This window comes from Spirosoma koreense (assembly GCF_054777875.1).
The window spans coordinates 2364443-2387196 of the sequence record NZ_BAAHAC010000022.1 but is presented as its reverse complement, the minus strand read 5'-3'; the positions used below and the strand labels follow the sequence as shown (position 1 = coordinate 2387196).

Annotated in this window: 17 protein-coding genes; 11 read left to right on the top strand and 6 right to left on the bottom strand. The window is 54.8% G+C overall.

All coding sequences use genetic code 11. The features are described 5' to 3' along the window. Nucleotides 1-20: 20 nt before the first annotated feature. On the bottom strand, nucleotides 21-1664 hold the full coding sequence (locus ACYVC2_RS23390; RefSeq protein ID WP_461106297.1) for a DUF1800 domain-containing protein: 1644 nt from the start codon (nucleotides 1662-1664) through the stop codon (nucleotides 21-23). A gap of 409 nt (nucleotides 1665-2073) precedes the next feature. Between ACYVC2_RS23390 and ACYVC2_RS23385 the strand changes: the two genes are divergently transcribed. Then, nucleotides 2074-3192, top strand: a complete 1119-nt coding sequence (locus ACYVC2_RS23385; RefSeq protein ID WP_461106295.1) for a trans-sulfuration enzyme family protein — start codon at nucleotides 2074-2076, stop codon at nucleotides 3190-3192. Between the two features lie 55 nt (nucleotides 3193-3247). Here the strand turns inward: ACYVC2_RS23385 and ACYVC2_RS23380 are convergent, their stop codons facing one another. Next, the gene (locus ACYVC2_RS23380) at nucleotides 3248-3649 is read right to left on the bottom strand and encodes a hypothetical protein (protein WP_461106293.1); all 402 of its coding nucleotides are present in this window, start codon (nucleotides 3647-3649) and stop codon (nucleotides 3248-3250) included. A gap of 142 nt (nucleotides 3650-3791) precedes the next feature. On the opposite strand from ACYVC2_RS23380, the gene ACYVC2_RS23375 reads away from it, so the two are divergent. From ACYVC2_RS23375 to ACYVC2_RS23355, 5 genes are all read left to right on the top strand, one after another. Then, the gene (locus tag ACYVC2_RS23375; protein ID WP_461106291.1) at nucleotides 3792-4388 is read left to right on the top strand and encodes an NAD(P)H-dependent oxidoreductase; all 597 of its coding nucleotides are present in this window, start codon (nucleotides 3792-3794) and stop codon (nucleotides 4386-4388) included. A 124-nt stretch (nucleotides 4389-4512) separates the two neighbouring features. After that, entirely contained in the window at nucleotides 4513-6627 is a 2115-nt protein-coding gene (locus ACYVC2_RS23370) for a TonB-dependent receptor (protein WP_461106289.1), read from the top strand. A gap of 97 nt (nucleotides 6628-6724) precedes the next feature. After that, nucleotides 6725-7732: a hypothetical protein gene (locus ACYVC2_RS23365; protein WP_461106287.1), complete on the top strand. Its 1008-nt coding sequence runs from the start codon at nucleotides 6725-6727 to the stop codon at nucleotides 7730-7732. A 124-nt stretch (nucleotides 7733-7856) separates the two neighbouring features. Further along, entirely contained in the window at nucleotides 7857-8492 is a 636-nt protein-coding gene (locus tag ACYVC2_RS23360) for an ABC transporter ATP-binding protein (RefSeq protein ID WP_461106285.1), read from the top strand. Nucleotides 8493-8500: 8 nt separating this feature from the next. Further along, complete coding sequence (locus ACYVC2_RS23355) at nucleotides 8501-9577, top strand: hypothetical protein (RefSeq protein WP_461106283.1); 1077 nt, start codon at nucleotides 8501-8503, stop codon at nucleotides 9575-9577. On the opposite strand, the gene ACYVC2_RS23350 is transcribed toward ACYVC2_RS23355, so the two are convergent. Next, on the bottom strand, nucleotides 9543-10523 hold the full coding sequence (locus ACYVC2_RS23350) for a Gfo/Idh/MocA family protein (protein ID WP_461106281.1): 981 nt from the start codon (nucleotides 10521-10523) through the stop codon (nucleotides 9543-9545). The two genes, ACYVC2_RS23355 and ACYVC2_RS23350, sit on opposite strands and share 35 nt — an antisense overlap. 28 nt (nucleotides 10524-10551) lie before the next feature. Then, the gene (locus ACYVC2_RS23345) at nucleotides 10552-11865 is read right to left on the bottom strand and encodes an aminotransferase class V-fold PLP-dependent enzyme (RefSeq protein WP_461106279.1); all 1314 of its coding nucleotides are present in this window, start codon (nucleotides 11863-11865) and stop codon (nucleotides 10552-10554) included. Between the two features lie 344 nt (nucleotides 11866-12209). On the opposite strand from ACYVC2_RS23345, the gene ACYVC2_RS23340 reads away from it, so the two are divergent. From ACYVC2_RS23340 to ACYVC2_RS23320, 5 genes are all read left to right on the top strand, one after another. Then, nucleotides 12210-13778, top strand: coding sequence for a hybrid sensor histidine kinase/response regulator (locus tag ACYVC2_RS23340; protein WP_461106277.1), 1569 nt, complete (start codon nucleotides 12210-12212; stop codon nucleotides 13776-13778). A gap of 6 nt (nucleotides 13779-13784) precedes the next feature. Beyond that, entirely contained in the window at nucleotides 13785-17393 is a 3609-nt protein-coding gene (locus ACYVC2_RS23335) for a response regulator (protein WP_461106275.1), read from the top strand. 12 nt (nucleotides 17394-17405) lie between these two features. Beyond that, a complete protein-coding gene (locus ACYVC2_RS23330) occupies nucleotides 17406-17771 on the top strand; it encodes a response regulator (protein WP_461106273.1) in 366 nt (121 codons plus the stop codon). 118 nt (nucleotides 17772-17889) lie between these two features. Beyond that, nucleotides 17890-18699, top strand: coding sequence for a CheR family methyltransferase (locus ACYVC2_RS23325; RefSeq protein WP_461106271.1), 810 nt, complete (start codon nucleotides 17890-17892; stop codon nucleotides 18697-18699). Continuing rightward, nucleotides 18699-19283: a chemotaxis protein CheB gene (locus tag ACYVC2_RS23320; protein WP_461106269.1), complete on the top strand. Its 585-nt coding sequence runs from the start codon at nucleotides 18699-18701 to the stop codon at nucleotides 19281-19283. The genes ACYVC2_RS23325 and ACYVC2_RS23320 overlap by 1 nt, the downstream gene beginning before the upstream one ends. Before the next feature lie 43 nt (nucleotides 19284-19326). Here ACYVC2_RS23320 and ACYVC2_RS23315 read toward each other — a convergent pair whose 3' ends face one another. Beyond that, complete coding sequence (locus tag ACYVC2_RS23315; protein WP_461106267.1) at nucleotides 19327-19764, bottom strand: RidA family protein; 438 nt, start codon at nucleotides 19762-19764, stop codon at nucleotides 19327-19329. A 56-nt stretch (nucleotides 19765-19820) separates the two neighbouring features. Then, a complete protein-coding gene (locus tag ACYVC2_RS23310) occupies nucleotides 19821-22391 on the bottom strand; it encodes a sialate O-acetylesterase (RefSeq protein ID WP_461106265.1) in 2571 nt (856 codons plus the stop codon). Nucleotides 22392-22754 lie beyond the last annotated feature (363 nt).

Below are 22754 nucleotides of genomic sequence, written 5' to 3'. Positions count from 1 at the left end.
GTGACGCGGGTTCCACTGAATTAAAAAATATGATATTCGGCCATGCGGAGCATGTACTTCATCAGGTTCTGCAACCGCCAGGTTACGCCGTTTCGTTTGTTGGTATCGTTGGGCGCGGTGCGGTAGGCATTCCACTCAAACGTCCAGGACGAACGCGGTATCCCCTGCATCATGATGGTATCGATCAGAAAATCGACCTGCGACGGAAACAGGTCGGTAGCAAACAGATTTTTAGCGAAGGCCGCCTGTACGTCCGCGCAGGAAATGGCCGGTGTTCCGCTCACATCGCTGAAGTTGGGCTGAAGCGCCGTGGCCCAGGCCAGCAGATCGATCCCCATTTTGTACCCCGGTTTGATCTGAAGCCAGCGCCAGATGTAAGCATCCGTGAAGTCACCGCGCAGGGCAATGGTCGTGGTGTTCATCCAGATTCGGGAAAAACCGGTCTGGTAATACGGCTCGTAGCCAAACACCGACGGCTGGTCGACAATTTCCATCTGCATGTCGCGCATGCGCCAGAACATGAAATCGAAATAGGTCTTGAAAGCCGCGTAATCGGTCGTCATATCGGGTACGGGCTGATTGAAAAAGCGCATGGAACCAATGGCCAGTTCAGCCGGAGACTTGACCATGGAGGCCCGGTTGCTATCGTCGAAGAAAACCTGGCTCGTCAGCAGCTTCTCGATGACCGGCTGGATCGCGTAATTATTCGACGAACTGGCGAAAAGCTGCGCCAACGGGCTAATCACGTTGTCTTCGATCGCCTGGGTAACATTGGGGTTCACGTACCAGCGGTAGAGCTTCCGGCAAATAAACCGGGGCGTTTGCGGATGTTTCAGGAGCATCGTCACCAGATCGTCCAGCTCGGCATCGCCCGCCGTAACTGTGGCCGACGGGTTGGCCGATCGGCCCACCACAACCGTATTGCCGTACTTTTCCGAGAACACCTTATTGCCCGTATCGTGCTTCGACAGCGTGAAGGTCGTCGTGAAACTGGTCGAACCCGACACCCAGTAATTGGTGTATTTCCAGCCGGTCAGCACCCGGGCTGCGGCTTTCACGTCGTCTTCCGTATAATTTTTGTTGCCCGCAAAATCGACCGCACCCACCGTAAACAGCTCCTGAAGCTCACGGGCGTAGTTTTCATTCGGTTTACCGACTTCGTTTTCATTCCCGTTCAGGTAACGCAGCATGGCGGGTTCTTTGCTGATGCGGGTCACCAGCGTCCGGAAATTACCCAGCGCATTGTTGCGCAACAGCAGCAGGTACTGATTGACATAGCGGTAATCTTCCACCACGTCACGGGTCGTGACGAAGTGGTTTTGCCAGAACAAGGTCAGTTTGTCAAGCAGGCTGGGCGGAGCCGTTTGTGAGGTCATCAGGCCAAGCCACCAGTAGCGCACATACTGACCGAAATCGAAGTTTCGCTGGTCGTCGAAAGGTTTGTCGAGGTAGGTCTGTCCGGCCGTTGGTTTGGTACTATCCAGGTCGATTGGGGGCGGGGGCGAATAGTTGGCGTTGCGGATCAACTGTTGGATTGCCTGAGCAGCCGTCAGCCCAGTGAATGTAGCGATTTCGGATTGGGTGGGGCCAAATGTAGCCCGCCTGAGCAGATGCGCAGCGGTCTTCGCCGTCAACAGGGTTGTGTACGGGTCAAGATAAGGCATGTATGTATCGTTACGGCAGAAACAGTCGGTTCTCTAATGAACGAATGAACTGTTTCCCGGCTAAGTTGGATAAATCAGTAAACCAAATATAATATTTATTTACTATTTTATCATAAATAACAACATAGATGTCTTTTAACTTATTACGACAATCCTTCTTTGTCGTGCCGAACCAGAAAGCCATAAGCTGCTTCTGCGTCAGCACAGCAAGAACGCGCATCTGGAATTTGGAACTTGTTTTTTAAGGTTAAAAAGCATCTGTGTACTAAATGCAGGTCCAGTCGAATGGGAAGTCGAAGAAGCAGGGGATTCCGCAGTGAAAACTATTTAGCCAGCCCTTGCGGAATTATGGGCTAAAACCATGACCTTCGATTGACGAATCAGTCCTTTTCTACGGCTCAGCTTCCCTATGCATTTCGATACACTTGTCCTTCACGCTACCCAACAGCCCGATCCAGCGACCGGCGCGGTGGTGGCTCCCCTTCACCTGTCTACTACTTATGCCCGCAACGAAGCCAACGAACTACCCGCTGGCTATACCTACACCCGACCCAACAACCCGACCCGCGAAGCGCTGGAAAAAGCCCTCGCTACGCTCGAAGGTGGAGCGGTCGGCATGGCGTTCAGCTCCGGCCAGGCCGCCACGATGACGTTGTTTCAGGCGCTCCGCCCCGGCGATCATGTCGTGCTTTCTGCCGAAGCCTACTACGGCACACCCGCGCTGCTCGAACAGGTGTTTCATCCGTGGGGACTCACCTATACACGCGTCAATCTGAATGATTTGGCGGCCGTTAAAGCGTCGATTCACGAAAATACCCGGGTTATCTGGTGCGAAACGCCTTCCAATCCGATGCTGGCCATTACGGATCTGCTGACGATAAGCCAGATGGCGCACGAAGCCGGGGCCATTTGCGTGTGCGACAATACCTGGGCCACCCCCGTGCTGCAACGCCCGCTCGACCTGAACTGCGATGTGGTTATGCACTCGACCACGAAATACCTGAGCGGGCACAGTGATGTGCTGGGAGGAGCGCTGGTGTTCAAACGAAACGACGAATTCGCCCAACGGGTGCGGCTGTTGCAGGGCTTGTCGGGGGCTGTACCTTCCCCCTTCGATTGCTGGCTGGTCAGCCGGGGCATAAAAACCCTGGGGGTACGGGTGCGCGCGCAGAGCGCAACGGCGCAGCAGGTGGCCGATTTTCTGGACGGTCACCCTGCCGTCGAGCAGGTGCATTATCCGGGACTGGCCACCCATCCCGACCGCGCGCTGATCCATCAGCAGATGAACCTGCCCGGCGCCATGCTGTCGGTTCAGGTGAAAGGGAGTACCGCCGAAGCCCTTCGGTTTAGTGGGAAGTTAAAGCTATTTACGCGGGCCACGAGCCTCGGCGGGGTCGAAAGTCTGATCGAGCACCGGGCCAGCGTCGAAGGACCTACGACGGCCACCCCGAAAAATCTGCTTCGCATCTCCATTGGTCTGGAGCATGCCGAAGACCTGATCGCCGATCTGGCCCAGGCGTTGCGGTAAACGGCTGGCTTTGAGCTGAGCACACAAACAGCGTTTGTAATCTTCCGGAATCGGGCTATCGGGGGAATTTCTTTGGCAATACCGGAGGCATAGGCCTGAGAAAGTGCGGGGTTGGCGACTTCGGTCTTGCCCGTTTCGGAGAAACCTGCAACATGGTATACTGCATTGAGGAATCCGGCACTTTCACCGACATGTGATCCGTCGTAGCCCGGGTTATTTGTCGGGAATCCGTCCGGTAACGGTAGAACGAATTGTTCGGGCGTGCATTGGGCATCAAATCGGTTGTGCTCTCATCCGACGAAACCCTATCCGGCGAATTCAAGCCAGGCAAAATAAAGCCGGGCGAATCCACGCCGGGCGAATCCACGCTGGGGAGCGAGTCTCGCCGGACTGGTTTCAGGGGTTCCTGCGCATATGCAACCCCCGTAAGCAGGAATAAACCGAGCAGTGTCTTCATGAGGTAGTCGATCATTTGGCCTGAGATTATGATGCATAGACCGCTCAGATTTCACAAACGTTGCACAGCCTTCCTACTCTTTTTCCGGAAACTAAAGCGCCGGTGAGTGGGTTCTGTAAACAAATTGAATGCACTGAATACCATGAAAATTGCCCTAATTGCCACCTCATCGCGCAAAAACAGCAACTCGCTGCGTTTTGTCAACTACCTTCGCCACGTGCTGGCTGAGGAGGGGCAGCATGAGGTTTCGATCGTTACCTTTGAAACCTACGATATTCCACTGGTGGGTCAGGGCTCGCTGAAAATCGACGCACTTACTCCCTTTCAGCAGGAATTGATCAACGCCTGGGAATCGGCCGACCTGGTCATCTTCGCTATGCCCGAATACAACTGGACCGCTCCGCCACAGGCCACGAATATGGTGCATCAGTTGGGAAGTCCTGCCCTGAAGCATTTGTTCGACAATAAAGTCTTCGCGATGGTCGGCATTTCCAACGGTCGGGGTGGTCGGCAGCCTGCCCTGGACATGACCACGGTCATGAACAAACTGATCAGCTTTACCAACAGCTATTCGATCGTATCCCCCAAGCTGTACGAATCGCACGAAACCGATAAGAACCTGAACGAGCAGGGGCATTTTATCGGGCACGAAGTGTACGAACGAACAGCGCGGTCGTTTCTGACGTATACCCTGAACGTAGCCCAACGGTGGCAGACGCCCACCCTGGTCGAGAAATAACCGATACTGTAGTGTAGAAACGAAACATGGAGGTTTTATGATCTCCATGTTTCGTTTCTACACTTTTCTAAACCTTCAGGTTCGTAAAAAGCTTGTAATTTTACGATCTGCTTCGTTCTTCTGTATGGCCAACCTTTCCGCTCACGTTATTACCATCTTCGGTTTGTTCGCTCCTGCGCTGGCTCTGGCGCAAACCCCTTCGGCTACTGCCCTTGACGATACCCTTCAACTGAACGAAGTGGTCGTGCGGGGCTACGCCACCAACCGACGGTTACTGGAAACGCCGGCATCGATCGGTTTACTTACGCATCGGGATTTAAACCAGCGTTTTGGTACCCCTACACTCGTCCCGTCGCTCAACACGATTCCGGGGGTTCGGGCCGATGAGCGTTCGCCGGGGAGCTACCGGCTCGCGATTCGGGGAAGCGCCATTCGGTCGCCGTTTGGCGTACGGAATATTAAAACGTACTGGAACGAACTGCCGCTGACCGATGCGGGTGGCAATACCCCTCTGAATGCGCTGGATGTAAGGGCACTGGGCCGCATCGAAGTGATCAAAGGGCCGGCGGGTAGCCTGTACGGTGCCGGAACGGGGGGAACCATTCTGTTCGGTGGGCTGGCCGTTCCCGCCAACAAAAGCAGTGTCGAGGTATCGGCGCTGGGGGGCAGTTATGGGCTGTATGGCAACGGCCTTTCACTCCAGACGGGCAAGAACAATTCGGCCATCTCGCTCACCTACAATCACCTGCAGTCCGACGGCTACCGCGATCAGAGCGCCGTCGTGCGCGACAACCTAAGCTTTGTCGGTTCTTTCAGCGTCAGCCCCAAGCGAACCGTGTCACTGCTGGGCTTTTATTCGGACCTGCACTACCAGACACCGGGTGGTCTGACCGAAGCACAGTTCAGGGCCAACCCGCGGGCCGCCCGACCCGCCACAGCCACCCTGCCCGGCAGCGTAGCCCAACAGGCGGGTATTTACCAGAAAGTGGGCTACCTCGGGGTATCGCATGAATATCGCTGGAACGACCGGATTCAGAATACAACCGTTCTCTTTGGCTCGAACACCGATTTTGCCAATCCGTTTATTACCAACTACGAACGACGGACGGATCAGGGATTAGGCGGGCGAACTGTCACCCAGATCCGGTTTCCGAACGGGGTACTGCCGACCGTGGTAACGATTGGCGGGGAGTTTCTGCGCACGTTCACCGTCGATCGCAATTTCGGAAACCGGGGGGGCGTAGCCGACACGATCCAAACCGACGAGGAGCTGATCGCCCGCCAGTCCACCATCTTCGCGCAGGCCGAAACCGAACTACCCGCCCGCTTCCGGCTGACGGCCGGGTTAAGCCGCAACGGCGGTTATTATGGATTTATCCGCTTCCCGGTCCGCTCGGCGGGGGCCATACCGGCCACCCTGCTCAACCGCAGTTTCGCGCCCGTCTGGTTGCCACGGGTGGCCCTGCTGCGCACCTTTGGCCCGAATGTATCGGCTTTTGCCAGCATCAGTACGGGCTATTCGGCCCCATCGAGTCAGGAGGTGCGGCCATCGGCGGGCGGCTTCAATGCAACACTGAACCCGGAACGCGGCACCAGCTATGAAGTGGGTCTGCGTGGGTCGGCTCTGAACAGCCAGTTACGGTTCGACATCGCTCTATATCAGTTCCGCTTAAGCGAAACCATCGTCCGACGGTCCGATGCAGCCGGAGCCGAGTATTTTCTCAACGCGGGCCGTACCGATCAGCGGGGCATCGAAGCACAGGTCAGTTATGATTTTATTTCGCCAGCCTTAGCCCGCAGTTCGTCTTTTTTCTCCCTGCTTCGCCTGTGGAACAGCCTGACCCTGACGGATTACCGATACCGCAGTTACCAGCAGGGTAGCGTCGATCTGTCGAACAATCGCATTCCGGGCGTCGCGCCAACCACGAACCTGACCGGCCTTGATGCGGAGTCGCGAACCGGCCTTTACGCCCACGTTACGTACCAGTTCCTGGATACATTTCAGTTGAACGATGCCAACACCGCCCTGTCCGACCCGACTCAGCTGCTGCAGGCAACTCTGGGCTTCCGGCGAAATCTGGGCCAGCACTGGACGCTTGACCTGTACGCCAGTGGCGATAACCTGCTCGACCGTAACTACTCGCTGGGCTACGACCTGAATGCGGTAGGCAACCGGTATTACAACGCAGCCCCGCGTCGTAACGGACTCGGTGGGGTGCGGCTAAGCGTGAAGTGGTAAGCATGGCGGCCGGGCGGGCGAACCAGTTAGCATCCTCGATCCCGTTTTCGACCGTTTACAAAATACCTCGACCGTTACCGGTTGGGCCGGCTTACCTTTGGTACGCCTGTGTTTCTGGTCATTCTGGCAGGCTCCACTACTGGTGAATCAGTTCTTCGCAACTTTAGGCCGACTTTACAGCTTTGTTCTGTCACTGATTTTAACCGGGGTGCTGGGCGTAATCACCTGGGGGGCCTGGACGTATTATCAGGATCTGAAGCAGGAAAATCGGTTTTTTCAACAGGGTCGACGAATGACGGTGACGGTCGACCATGCCGACTACAGCCAGCGGTCGTGGCGGGATATCATGAGCCGCACAGCTTACCTGAGCTTCCGCTATCGCGGGAAAGAGTACACGACCCGGTATGTGGTCGATTCGGCATATATCAGCGCAGGAGACCGGGTTTCGCTGCTGTACCATCCGGATTACGATGCGTTCCGGCAGGCCCGTCGCCTGGTTCGTGCGGACTCGTCGATCCGAAAGTCGCGACTGGTGACCTGGACATCGATCCGGGATTTCAGTGCCGAGCATCAGGTCTTGTTCTTCTGTATTCTGCTGGCAAGCGTCACGTTTTTTCTCGCTTCCGGCCTCATCGTATCCGTCGTTCCGCTACCATTTCTGCAGCATATCGCCCGGCTGGTGCTGTGCATCGAGTTGCTGTTGGCGGCTTTGTTTTTCACCTACGACACTTATCAGTATTATCATTACTACCAGCGTTTAAAGTCCACAGGGCAACCGGTCGCAGCTCGGGTACTGCACACGACTCGGGAGGCTGTTGGGCGTCAGCAGAGCGACGATCTGTTTCCCTGGTACGAATACTCCGCCAAGGTTCAATACCAGCAACAGGAACGGATCATCCCGATCAGCGACGACGATTTTGAGACCCGGAAGCCGAACGATATGCTGCAGGCCGTGTACAGCCCTTCGCTGGATGATGCGATGTCAGTGGAGTATGCACCCGATTATAGACAGGTGCTGATGCCTGCCTTTTTCTGGCTGATTGCCATCCTCCTCATTCGGTCTGGCTTCGGGCGAAAAAGCAGCCAGCCCTCATCCGTTCGCTGACGCGTTGAGCCGGTGGGTCAGAAAAAAATGATAAATGGTCGATGATGGCGGGTTAGTGGCTTGTTGTCGAGAGTGATGATAACCAATTTTGTCCTTTCTCGTACCAGTCGTTAATTCCTGTTCCTTGCTCACGGTCACCAACCTTACGAAAGCCTACAACGGACAACCGGTCCTGACGGTCCCCGAATTGCTGTTACCATCGGGCATTCATTATTTCCAGGGCGGCAACGGCTCCGGCAAAACGACGTTTTTTCGTACAGTAGCGGGTTTACTGCCATTTTCGGGGAAAATTATGCTGGACAACCAGTACGAAATCAACCGCGATCCCGTACCGTACCGGATGCGGGTCAACTATGCCGAAGCCGAACCGATCTACCCGACCTTTCTGACACCGCGTGAACTGGCCGGTTTTGTCGGCCAGGCCAAGCAGGCTCCGGCGGGCCAGTTGGAGCAACTGATCGAGGTGCTGGGCATAACGTCGTTCTGGACGAAGCCGACCGGTACGTTTTCAAGCGGCATGCTCAAGAAAGTATCGCTGCTGCTGGCGCTGCTGGGTGCGCCCCGGCTTGTTTTGCTGGACGAACCGCTGACCACACTGGACGTTGCCACGTCGGCCAATCTCTTCACTTACATCGACCAGCTTCGTACTGGGCAGGACGTCTCGTTTCTGCTGACTTCACACCAGGACATTAGCCTGACGGGTCTCCCGCTGACCAGTATCTGGCAGGTAGGGAATGGGGTAATTTCATCCGTACGCTGACTTCGCCGATGCTGACGCTGCTGAACAAAATTTTCGTGCGGTCTTTCTATACCCAAAACGCAGGTACGTTTCTGGTCGTTATTCTACTAGCGTTCGGGTTTTTACGAGCCAGCGAACACGAAGCGCTCATCACCGCCATCCTGGGTTCACCTTTTCTACTGGCACTCGTGTTTGGGCTCTGGAGCCTGTACCTGCTGAAAACGGTTAGCTTCGTCCGGCAGCTACTGACCGCTCCCGAACATCGGTTCGTGCAGGCGCTCTGGTTGGTGCCCACGCCTACCCGCTGGCTGCTGTGGCTGGCCGTTCAGACATCTTTACTGTTCCCAATCATGGCGTACGCTGGCTGGATGCTGGCCATCGCGGGCCGACTTCAGCAGTGGGCCTCGTTCAGCGCTGTTGTGGTAATGATGCTTAGCCTGACTGGCCTGGGTGCGTGGCTGAACGACCACCGCCTGCGTCACCCGAATCCCGATACGGTTCAGTTGCCCACGGCCGGGTTCGACCTGCCTTACCCCCTCTTTTTTCCGACTTACTGGCTTCGGCAGGAGCCGCTTTCTCTGGTGCTGACAAAGGTATTTTCCGGCTTGTTGCTGGCAGGCGTCTGCCGGCTCTACCCCACCGACGACTACGACCAGCGGTTGCTGCTGATTGGCCTGCTACTGGCCGTGCTGGGTCATTCACAGGTAGGCGGACAGGTAAGCGCCTTCGAGCGGCAGTACCTGCTGTTTTTGTTCAACCTGCCCCTGTCGAAGCGCCAACGGTTTGGTCGTTATGCGCTAACCTACGGCTTAATCTGGTTGCCCGAACTGCTGATTCTGCTGCGCAATTGCCCAACGGCGATTTCACTCAGCTACATTAGCTGGCTCTGGTTAGCCGGTTGGGGATGGCTGCTGCTGATGCACAGCCTGGCCTATGGCTACAATGTTCTGCCCGAACGCTGGTTATCGGGTGTATTTGTCAGCTTCATCGGCGGGCTGCTGCTAATCATGTTCGGGCTACCCGTCGGTGCCTGGCTGCTGATGAGCTGGCTCGGTGCCCTCGTCATCTGGTTCAGGCACCCGTCAACCGATCCAGAATCCAGCTAGACCGGGCGCCCGTTTCGCCCGTACTGGGGCATTTGCCTTCGCCCCGCAGTTCGGCCACAATCGACTCGATGAGCGGCTGCTGCACGTGCTCCGGAAAAGGAACCACAATCTCCTCCCTTCCCGCTGCAGTTTCCAGCGTGATGTGATAGTTCTCGAAAAACGAAAACGAGATTTTCCCCCTGGAGCCAATGAGCTGCGTTTCGTCGATGCGCTGTTCTTTGTTGACCGTATAGCACCAGCTTCCGGTGCCCAGCACCCCCGACTCAAATTCGAACAGACCTACCACAATGTCGTCGGCCTCGTATAAGCCAGCCTGATTGCGGGCGATCCCGCGGGCGGTTTTGATCGGTCCCAGCGCGAATTCCAGAAAATCGAACTGGTGCGAAGCCAGGTCATGAAAATGCCCTCCGCCCGAAATTTCCGGCGATACCCGCCAGCCGGGTTTAGGGGTTTCGCTCACTTCTTCGGCGTAGGGCTGCCAGTTCAGTTGTACCCGAACATAGCGGACATCACCAATGGCCCCCTGGTTGATCAGCTCTTTGATTTTCAGGAAATACGGTAACGCCCGGCGGTAAAACGCCACGAACAGCGGCACACCCGTTTCGCGGCTCACCTGGTTCATGGCTTCGCATTCGGCCGCGTTTCGGGCCATCGGTTTCTCGACATAGACCGGCTTACCCGCCCGCATCGCCCGAATGGCATAATCGGTATGACTGCCGGGCGGAGTGGCGATATAAATTGCATTGACGTCCGGGTCGTTGATGAGCGCGTCGGCATCGTCGTACCAGGTTAGAACGTTGTGTCGCCGGGCGTAATCGGCGGCTTTTTCGGCATCCCGGCGCATCACTGCCACCAGGCTGGAATGTGGTATTTTTGAAAAGGCCGGTCCGCTTTTGATCTCACATACGTCTCCGCAGCCGATAATTCCCCAATTCAGTTGATCCATATATGTCCGCGGTACCGGCCGCTATCCCTTAACTTTTTTTCTTACTGGCAATAGCCTGTTTCTGCGACATTTCCGTGATGGCCGCCACCAGCCGGTCGAGGTCTTTGGGCGAGTGATACACGTGGGGCGTTACCCGAACCCCGTGGATGTTCTCCCAGTCGATGCCCGTCGTGTGGATTTTATATTTGTTCAGCAACTGCCCGTCCACTTCACTGGTCTTCATCCCGTCGATGGAAAACAAGCCGACAGCACCGGCAAATTCGAGTTTCAGTGAGGTGTGGATTTTCACCCCCGGTAGTTCCCGCACTTTCTCCATCCAGTAATTTTTGAGGTAATGCGCCCGCGCAAATTTACGCGCACTGCCGATACTGTTATGAAAATCGACGGCCGTTCCGATCGCCATTTCCGACGCAAACGAGCGGGTACCCAGGCTTTCGAATTTACGAATGTCGGGGCCGTCGGGTTCGTTGTTGGACAGCAGTGCCCACACGTTGCGGATTTTGTTCTGTCTGATGTATAACATACCGCTGCCAAACGGTGCGCAGAGCCATTTGTGCAGGCTGGTAGCATAATAATCGGCACCGAGGTCGGGGATTTTAAAGTCGAAGAGCGCAAACGAGTGTGCGCCGTCGGCAATGACCTCGATCCCGCGTTTGTGGGCTTCGTCGGCAATTTTCCGGACGGGCATCACCTGACCAATCCAGTTGATCATGTGGGTCACGTGGACCACTTTGGTGCGGGGCGTAAACGCCCGGACGTACTGCTCGGCCAGCGCATCGGCGTTCTCGCTGGGCAGGTCCAGGTTCAGATACACCAGCTTGATTCCGTCGCGTTTTTCGCGCTGTTTCCAGGCGTTGAGCATGTTCGGGTAATCCTGTTTTGTCAGCACCACCTCATCACCCGCTTTCAGGTTGAGCCCAAAAATAACCGTGTTCAGCCCTTCCGTTGCGTTGCGGTTGATAGCAATTTCTTCGGCCGAGCACCCACCCAGATCGGCCAGTTTTTCGCGCAGGGCTTCGCGGCCCTGGTCCAGAATCCGCCACATGTAGTAGGAAGGCGCTTCGTTGCTGTACTGATAAAACCGGATGTGGGCATCCTGCACCACTTTGGGTTGCGGGCAGACCCCGCCGTTGTTGAGGTTGAGCAGCGTCGGCGACACCGTATACTCAGATTTGACCCACGACCAGAAATCCTCGTCGCTAGCCCATTCGGCCGCCGATTTCAGTCCGGCGTCGGCCGATGTGATCGGCTGAGCGAAGGTTTCGGGTAAAAACGAAGGCAGCGTCAGGGCGCCGGTGGCGGCCGCTGCGGACTGGCGGAAGAAGTTTCGGCGGGTAGACATGGTAGCGTAGAGGTATGAGGCTGAATGATATACGGTAAAACTACACGTTTTTAGCAGAAAATACGGCAGCAAAGCCCATATCCCTCAACAATTGGCATGCTTTGGTGCAAATTGGCAATTTCCGGCGTTCACTGACGGCCTAACGGGTTACGGACAAACGCCCCTACCGGGCAGTTGATTTAGAAGCCGTAAAAGCGGGCAATTTGGATGCACCTGCCTTCCTGTTTTATCTTCACGACCAGATTTGCCAGAACGCATCTTTTTTCAACCCAAAACTCGTTTTATACCCGGTAGTCTGAAGCCATGCTGGCAGAACGACTCGACGTTTTAACTGATTGCCTTCCATGATTCTGCTCGTTGATGATAGGCCCGAGAATATTGTTCCGCTCAAAAAGATTCTTGAATTGCACCGTTTCTCGGTCGATACGGCCGGATCGGGGGAAGAAGCGCTGAAAAAAGTCCTTAAAACCGATTACGCCGTCATTATTCTCGACGTCCAGATGCCCGGTATGGATGGGTTTGAAGTTGCCAATGCCATTTCCGGATTCAGCAAAGCACGCGACACGTCTATCATTTTCCTGTCGGCCATCAACACCGAGAAAAAATTCATCACCAAAGGCTATACGTCCGGTGGCGTCGATTACCTGACCAAGCCGGTCGATCCGGATATTCTGGTACTGAAGGTCAAAACCCTGCATCGGCTTTACGAACAGCAACAGGAGCTCCGGGCTACGCAGGATTCGCTCCGCAAAGAAATCGACGTGCGTCGGCAGGCGCAGGAAGAGCTGGCCGCCCGGGTGCAGGACCTGCAGACGCTGCTTTCGTCGCTGCCCCAGATGGCCTTTACCGTTGCGCCAGACGGCCAGCTCGAATACGTCAATCAGCACTGGTTTCAGTATTCGACCAACCCGAAAGCGTTTCCCGACACGCATCCGGAAGATGCAACCTGGACCGACTGGCAACAGGCGCTGGCCAGCGGTACGGAGTTTAGCCGCGAGGTTCGTCTGCGCGCGTTGCTGACCGACGATTACCGCTATCATCTGCTACGGGTATTGCCCATCCGGAAGCAGGAGGTGCTGGTGCGCTGGATCGGCACCTTTACCGACATTCACCCCCAGAAGCAGGCGGCCGAACTGCTGGAACAACAGGTCGAGCTACGAACCAACGAACTCCTGCTGAAAAACACGGAACTGGAGCGGACCAACCACGAGCTGCAACAGTTTACGTGGGTGGTTTCGCACGATCTGAAAGAACCGCTCCGCAAAATTCAGTTGCTCAACGACACCATCAAGGAGAAATTCCTCAAAGACAATCCCGACGCGGTTTCTTACCTTGAACGTTCCATCCGATCGTCGGCCCGCATGTCGGCCCTGATCAACGACTTGCTGGCTTATTCGCGGCTGTCAATCACGGAGACGTATCAGTCTACGGACCTCAACGCGCTGCTGGCCGAACTGCTGCTGGACTTCGACGACGCCATCAGCCGCACAGGTGCTACCGTTACCATCGATACCCTACCGATCATCGACACCATGCCCAGCCGGATGCGGCAGGTCTTTCAGAACCTGATCAGCAACGCGCTCAAGTTCGTAAAACCCGGTGTGCCCCCCGTCATCACGATTCGGGGCGAACGGATTGACAGCAAAGAGCTGGAGTCGTCTCCCTCCCCTCAGGGAGCGTTTTGCCGGGTCGTGGTTCAGGACAACGGCATTGGGTTCGATGAAAAATTCCTGGACCGTATTTTCGTCATTTTCCAGCGGCTGCACAACCATGGCAGCTACGAAGGCACCGGCATCGGCTTAGCGATCGCCAAAAAGAATATCGACAAGCACCACGGCCTTATTTGGGCGCACAGCCAGGTGGGCGAAGGAGCCCGTTTCATCCTCGTGCTCCCGGTCAAACAAGTTAACTAGCGACATATGCCACAAAAATCTACCAACTCGGTCATCCGGCAGCTTCAGATTGTTTTCTCGCTTTCGACACTGCTGTTGCTGATCAGCCTGACTGCCTCGTTTTACAGTATTCAGAAGCTGATCAGCAATTCCGAACTGGTCAACCATACCAACCAGGTGCTCATCGAAGCGGAGAATATCATTTCGGCGATGAAAGATGCCGAGACGGGCCAGCGTGGGTACCTGGTCACGCTCGATCCGCTGTTTTTACAACCGTATAACGGCAGTTTCGAAAAGGTAACGGGCAGTTATGCCCATCTTCGTCAGCTAACCCACGACAATCCGGCTCAGGAGAAAAACCTGGACCGCGTGAAGGCGCTGTATGAAGCAAAATTTACGCAGATGCAGCGAGTGGTCGACCTGGTGAACCGCAACCGGGCATTTCTGCGCGACACCGTCGAACGGCACCGGGAAATGGTGCGGGGCAAACGCGTGATGGATGAACTCCGGATCGTGATCAGTCAGTTGAAAGCCGAAGAGGAAGATCTGCTGAAAACCCGCACCGAACAGCAGCAGATCTACATCCGCTATACGCCCTTCCTGCTGGTCATTGCGGCCATTATCTCCATGCTGATCACGGGGCTGACTTACCTGCGCATCAAACGGGACATGCAGGACCGCCTGGCGAAGCAGATAGCCGATGAAGCCAGGTACCATGAAACCAGCAAACGCATTGCGGTTATGGAAGACATCACCCAAGAGGTTGCCGGGGGCGACTATTCCGTGCGAAGTACCGACACGCAGGACGACGACCTGGGGCGTATTGGGAAAGCCCTGAACCAGATGACCGCGTCGCTCGAACAAACATTTACGGACCTGAATAACCAGAACTGGCTACAGGCCGGGGCCGTCAGGCTCAGCGATGCGATTCGGGGTGAGCGGGATCTGAAAAAAGTAGGTACGCATCTGCTCGACGCCATTGCCGGTTATGTTGATGCACCCCTGGGCACGATCTACCTGCTCGACCACGACACCCGCTACAGGCTGGCGGGCAGCTATGCGGCCCAGCAGGCACCTGCTTATGTGCAGGCTGGCGAAGGGCTGGTGGGCCAGGCCATCGAACGCAAAAAAACCATTATCGTTCAGGACATCCCGGCCGATTACAGCCGGGTGAGCTCGTCGCTCGGAGATGCGCTGCCGACGACGATCGTGGTGGCTCCGCTGGTATACGGGAATACCTGCGTGGGTGCGCTCGAACTGGGTTTCCTGCGCACACCCGATCCGCTGTCGCTGATCTTCCTTGAGCGCAATCTCGAAGCGATGGCAATCAACGTCAACGCAGCGCTGGATTACCTCAAGCTGCAGAACTTCCTGGAAGAAACCCAGGCGCAGTCGGAGGAGTTGCAGGCGCAGCATAACGAGCTCGAAACCCTGAACGAAGAACTGGAAATGCAGGCCCAGAAGCTCCAGGCTTCGGAAGAGGAGTTGCGGGTTCAGCAGGAAGAATTGCAGCAAACCAACACCGAGCTGGAAGAGCGCAGTTTGCTGCTGGAGGAGAAAAACGACGAGATTCAGAAGAAAGCCGACGAGCTGGAGCTGGCCACCCGCTATAAGTCGGAGTTTCTGGCCAACATGTCGCACGAGCTGCGCACGCCCCTCAACTCGATTCTACTACTGAGCCGGCTGCTGGCCGAAAACAACGACGACACCCTCAACAGCGAGCAGATTGAATACGCCAAAGTGATTCAGTCATCGGGCAACGGGCTGCTGGGGCTGATCGACGAAATCCTGGATCTGTCTAAAATTGAAGCCGGGCAGATGAAACTGGATTACCAGACGGTAGCGATCGGCGACGTTGCTGACGAACTTCGGGCGCTGTTCGGCGTACAGGCCAACGAAAAAGGGCTGGATTTCTCCATTGTTGTGGAGCCAAACGTACCAACGCTCATCGAAACCGACAAGATGCGGCTGGGACAGATTCTGAAGAACCTGTTATCGAACGCCCTCAAGTTTACGGCAACCGGCAGGGTTACCCTGACGATCCGTAAACACGCCCTTGCTGCCAACACGCTTTGCTTCATCGTTCGGGATACGGGCATCGGCATTCCGGTCGACAAACAGCCGCTGATCTTCGAAGCCTTCCAGCAGGCCGATGGCTCGACCAAACGCAAATACGGTGGCACGGGCCTGGGGCTGTCCATTAGCCGCGAACTAACGAAACTACTGGGCGGTCAGATCACCCTGACCAGCCAGGTGAATGAGGGCAGCGAGTTTACGGTACAGCTACCGGCGGACGGGTCGAAACGGGTCGAGCCGACCGAAACAGCCGCCAGCCCGGCCGTTGAGCAGCCGCCCGCCGACATGGCAGCACCGAGCCGATTTGTTCCCGATAAGTACATCAGCACGACGATTCCCGAACCGGTTCCCGACGACCGGAAAAGCATTTCGGAGCCGGACAAAGTGATTCTGATCATCGAAGATGATACGAACTTCGCCAAATCGCTGCTCGACTACGCCCGCCGGAAGGGTTACAAAGGCATCGTAGCCGTGCGGGGCGACGAAGGCCTCAAGCTGGCTTCGCTCTACAAACCACAGGGGATTCTGCTGGATATTCAGTTGCCGGTCATGAGCGGCTGGGAAGTCATGGATGCCCTGAAAGCCGATCCGCACACCCGCCCGATTCCGGTCCATATCATGTCGTCGCACAAGCTCAAAACGGAAAGCCTGATGAAAGGAGCTGTCGATTTCGTCGATAAGCCAATGGCGTATGAACAGATGCAGGAAGTCTTCAAAAAGATCGAGTACGTCATCAACCGCGACCACAAGAAGGTGCTGATCATCGAAGATAACCCCAAACACGCCAAAGCTCTGGGTTACTTCCTGGAAAGTTTCAATATCACCTCCGAACTGAAGAGCAGCATTTCCGAAGGTATCGACGCCCTGAAGCGCAAGGAAGTGGACTGCGTTATTCTGGACATGGGCGTGCCGGACAACAAAGCCTACGAAACCCTCGAAGAAGCCCGAAAAAATCCGGGACTCGAAACGCTGCCCATCATCATCTTTACCGGCAAGAGTTTGTCCATGTCGGAAGAACTGAAAATAAAGAAGTACGCCGACTCGATCATCGTCAAAACGGCGCATTCGTACCAGCGTATGCTCGACGAAGTGTCGCTCTTTCTGCACCTGGTCGAAGAAAACAAACAGGCGGAAAGCAACAACGGTGGCCCCAAAAAATTGCGGGGGCTGAGCCAGGTGCTGACCAATAAGACCGTGCTGGTGGCCGACGACGATGTGCGCAACATTTTCTCGCTTTCCAAAGCGCTCGAACAATACAACATGACGGTGATTGCCGCGCTGGACGGCAAAGAAGCGCTGCAGAAATTAAGCGAGCATCCCGACATCGACATTGTGTTGCTGGACATGATGATGCCGCAGATGGATGGCTATGAGACAGCCCGGAAGATCCGCGAAAACTACCAGTGGAAAAGCCTGCCGGTAATTGCCGTCACGGCCAAAGCGATGACCGGCGACCGCGAAAAATGCATCCAGGCCGGTGCGTCGGACTACATTACCAAACCTGTCGACATCGATCAGCTGGTGTCTTTATTACGAGTCTGGCTATACGAACGGGCTTAATTTCTTAACATCATGGCTAAAAAAAGAGTCTTAGTGATCGATGATGATTCCAGAAACATTTTTGCGCTGACGGCAACGCTCCGCGCAAAATCGTTCGACTGTCTGTCCTGCCTGAATGCGCAGGAGGCCCTGGACATCCTGCAAACCGATACCGTCGTCGACGCTGTTCTGATTGACATGATGATGCCGGAAATGGATGGCTACGAAGCGATTCCAAAGATCAAAAGCCTGCCTAACCGGCAGGACCTGCCTGTCTTCGCCGTCACGGCTCAGGCTATGGTAGGCGACCGGGAAAAATGCCTGCGGGCGGGGGCTACGGAATACATCGCCAAGCCCATCGACGTCGATCGGTTGCTGGAACTGTTGTCGAAAATTTAAAAAAAGTCATTGATGATCATTTAATAGTCATTGATAGTCATTAGGCTGTCATTTATTGTTTAACGATACATGACCACTGCATGCCCATCAATGACCACTCAATGACCAGAACCATTCCATGATTGACGAAAAAGAGGTGGATTTGTTGTTGAATGATCTGCTCGATATCCATGGGTATGATTTTACCCATTACGCCCGAGCCTCCCTGAAGCGACGGATCAACCGCCTGTTGTTTTTAGATAAATTCCCCAGCTTTGCCGAGCTGCGCTACCGCGTCCGGTCGGACCCGGACTACCTGAAGCGGTTTGTGGAAGAACTGACGGTAAACGTTACGGAGATGTTTCGCGATCCGCTCTTCTACAAAACCCTGCGAACCGAGGTACTGGATACGCTGGCTGCCAAGCCCTTTATCCGCATCTGGCACGCAGGCTGCTCGACGGGCGAAGAAGTGTTTTCTATGGCGATTCTGCTTCGGGAAGCCAATCTGCTCCACAAGTCGCTGCTGTACGCTACCGACCTGAATTCGGAGGTGCTGGAAGCTGCCCGCAAGGGTATCTTCGCCATGGCCCCCATGAAGCAGTATTCCGAAAATTACATTCTTTCGGGTGGGAAGGCCGACTTTTCCTCGTATTACACGGCACAGTACAACTTCGTTAAATTCAATGACGAGCTGGCACAGCGGATGGTCTTCTCCACGCACAATCTGGTGTCCGACCGTTCTTTCAATGAGTTTGACCTGATCCTTTGCCGGAATGTGTTGATTTATTTCGACAAAGCGCTGCAGGAGCGGGTGCTGACCCTGTTCGATGAAAGCCTGGGGCAGCTGAGCTATCTGGCGCTGGGCGCTAAAGAAACTCTGAAGTTTTCGTCCATTCAGTCGAAATTCAGGCAGGTGGCGAACGAGAAGATATGGCGGAAAATAAAATAATGGAACGCTGTAGCCTGGTGGTCATCGGCGGCTCGACGGGCAGTATCGACGTGCTGATGCAGGTATTGCCTGCTTTACCCGTGCCGCTGTCGTTTTCCCTGGTGATTGTGGTTCATCGCAAGAACACGTCCGATTCGGCCCTGGCGGATTTGCTTGCGCTAAAGACGGCCCTGCCGCTTAAGGAAATCGACGATAAAGACAGTATCGTACCCGGAACGATTTACCTGGCTCCGGCCGATTATCACGTGCTGCTTGAGCAGGATGCGACTTTTTCGCTGGACGATTCCGAAAAAGTAAATTACAGCCGTCCCTCGATCGATGTCACCTTCGAGTCGGCGGCCGAGGTATACGGGCCAACGATGGTCGGGATCCTGCTGTCAGGAGCCAACGCGGATGGAACAAACGGCCTGATCGCCATCAAACAGGCGGGCGGCAGGACGGCCGTTCAGAATCCCGAAACAGCCATGGTTGCCTATATGCCGCAGCAGGCCATCCAGCATGCCCCGATCGACTGGGTGCTGGATGTGGCCGAGCTGATCCAGACCCTTCAACGGCTGAACACCCAACCGCCTTCCATCGGTTGACGGAAGGCGGTTGGGTGTTCAGTCACTCGCTCGCGGGTGAGTGTTATTTTATCGACACCACTTCGATGGCGATCAGGATGTCATCCTGCACCACTTTGGCCGTATTTTTTACCGCTGTCAGTTTAGGCATCTTCTTGAAGTAGAACAAGCCGATATTGGTCAGCAGGGCCGCTACCTCAACGTTCACCTCGGGCGACGCATTCTTCACGCTAAATTTCATCTGTGCCACGTCATCCAGGGTCATGTTGACCGTAGCTAGTGAAGTTTTCAGATTTTCGAACACCTGACGGGTCTGCTGCGCCAGATCGCCCCCGCCAACAACGGCTCTGTTGCCGCTGAACGGGTGTTCACCGCAGACAAAGACCGTTTTGCCCGGAATGGCAGTGTCCACTTTATACAGATAACCCGATGGCCGGGCGGTCTGTGCCTGGCAGCAGGGAATTAGGACTATCCAGCTCAGGAAAAAGAATACTAATTTCATTGTCGTATCTGATTTCATGTGATTGATCACTTCAAATTTTAATCGGATCCCTTTCGCTAAGGCGTTCGTAAGTCGATTGTAGCCTGGTCGTCTTCTCCGTTTGCAAAACCGTTGTTTGGTGTCGAGTCCGAATCGTATTGATCCGAAGCCGTAATCTGAGCGCTGTTGGTCAGGGTGCCCTGGCTTGTTACCTGTGCTTTAAATTCAACGCTCATCGCGGTTCCGGCCGGTATGGCGCTAAGGCCTATACTTAGCCGGCTTTCGTTGGCATTTATGCCGGAGGGAGAGCTGACAAAGCGCAACCCCACCGGCAGTAAGTCTACGACGCTGACATTCGTGGCGGTGAGCTTACCCCGGTTGGCGACGGTAATAGTAAATGAGACAATTTGCCCGACCGTTACGACTCGATCGACCGATTGCAGTGACAGGCTTAAATCAGCTTCGTTGGCACCCGGCATCGGCTGGGTCGGCTGCGTATTGCCCTGCTGATTCGGGTTAGGAGATACATAAACCGTTTGCGATCCTGTGCTGGTTTGCACCGTTGTTCGCGATTCGTCGATCTCTCCATTGTTGGTACCATTGCCGGGAGAAGCGCCTTCCTCGTCGTTGGTCGTGGTAATGATTTCGGCGGCATTGATATACGTTCCAGCTGCCGTCAGCCGGGCCACATATTTGGCGCTGACAGACTGGCCGGCCGGAATGCTGTTAAACAGGCCGCTGATCATCTTGTAGTTACCATAAGCATCGGCATTGATCAGCGTGAGGCTGCTGCTTCCTGTCGATACGTACCGCATATTCAGGGGCAGGCGGTTTTCGAGAGTAATCTCGCCTGCATCGCACCCGCTGTTGTTGGTCACCTTAAGCTGATAACTGACGGTATCGTTCATGGCAACGACTTTACGGCTGCTCAGCAGATCCAATTTCAAAGCTGTCGTAGCCAATCCGATGGTATTGCTGACCGGTCCGGACAGGCACCCATAAACAGGATTTTTCGCCTGCACGCTATACACACCCGGCGTGGTGGCCATAATCGATGCGGCTGTGCCGCCCGTGCTCCAAACGTTGGGCCCCGAGTAAGAAGACGTAAGCGCTAAACCCGTGCTCTTGCAAATGACTTTTGTGTTGTTTAGCGTCGTTATGGTCGGCGTACTGGGCTGAACGACCGACGGTACAACCACCGGAGCCGTAAACAGCACTTTATGCTGCGGGTTCATAATCCGGGCTGAGTACGTGCCGCTCCCAACCGTCAGGCTGTTGGCCGTGCTATTCGTATTCCAGATCGACTGATAACCACTGGGCTGCATAAGCGTCAGTTGGTTATTGCTGGCACAACTCAGGTTTGTCAGTGGCTGTGGCTCGGCCGGATAGGGTGAGATATCGTTGGTTAAATACGAATCGACGATGGAGTTGGCCCACATCTGTCCTGCCTTGGTCTGACCCGATTGCGAATAGTGGGCTCCGTCGGGGCGGTCAGCCGTCGAGCTGATGTTGTCCAGATCCGGCCCCTGAAACGCATTATAAGCGGGGTTGATGGTCTGAAACTGCGCCGATCGAACGTTCTGGTTTGGGTACAGATAGAACGACGAGATCGAAATGATAAACGCCAGATTGGGCTTATTAAATTCCAGACGAGTCTTGTCGATCACTTTCCGATAGTATTTCAGGGTCGAATCGGTGGGGTTTTCGCGGTCGTTCTCGCCGTGCTGAACCAATACGGCGCGGATGCCCGTCGTAGGCACGTACAGGTTCATCAAGTTCCGCAGGTTGGCGTACGGCTGCCGCAGATCGTACCGTACAAATGAGTGCTGAAACGGAATATTATAGGCTGCCCAGTAGGTTTGCTGCATGTTGGTTCCACCAAAACCAGCATTATAAAGCAGCACGGGCACATTGATACGAGCCACCAGCGCATCGCCCATAGGGCCCCACAGCCAGGGCATTTTGGCGAACGGAGCCATACCACTGGTCAGCGTCAGCTGACTGAAGGTAAGCCCCGGTAAATATTTCGAATCGGCCGTGTTCTGCGAATCGGAGTTTGTCAGATACTGCTGGAATGAGCTGCTGTTCTGATCTTCGGCAATGACATTCACCCGGTCGTCACTGGCACCCGGCAGCGTGGGGCATCCATCCTGCCCGTTCACGTAGCAACCGGAGCCCTGAGCGTTGGAGTGCCCGATGATAGCAAACACTTCCCCAACCCCGAACCGATCGACTTCATCCGTCGCAACGACATTCCCTCCGCTACGCCCCCGTACCTGAACGGTATACCAGCCTCCTTTCACGACCATTGTCCCGTTAAACTGCCCGTTAGTCGGGTTGGCCTGAATCGTCACCCAGTCGGTGTTGACCCCCTGCCCATTCGCGCGGGCAATCACACGCGCTTCGACGGCGTCTAACGGCTGACCAAAACTGCCCGCCACCTGCACGGTTGCCTGATTTCTATTATCGCGCTGTACAATCTGGCGGCTAACCGGAATCGTAAGTTTAATCTGAGCCAGCGAAACCTGGGTAATCAGAAAAGCGACTACCAAAACCGCAATGCCCGCTAGCTTAGGCAAAGCCCAGACGTACCCACGTGTGTGATACTCTCGCAGGGAGTATCTCCCCTGATAGAAAAGTTTGTTCATAAAAAAATATTAGATGGATAAATGGTCGTGAAAGACAATGAACATGCTCAAGTAGATACATGAACATGTTAAATATCTAGCATATTTTTAAACTATGATTTGCGCAAATGTATAATTTTGATATTAATATTAAACAAAAATTTATTTTAGTATCAATTATTTTACTTATTTAATTTCATCTTAATGTACAAAAAGTCTTATTTGTCATATAATGACATATATATCTTAGTTATTTAATTACTTACCGTAACAATAAACTACATAGTAAATTTTACTTAGTAATTTTCAGCCATTAAGTGATCGAAACGGGGCGAATTCGAGGTAATCCATCGGGGCTGGCTAGCTTCACCTACCCGATTTAGG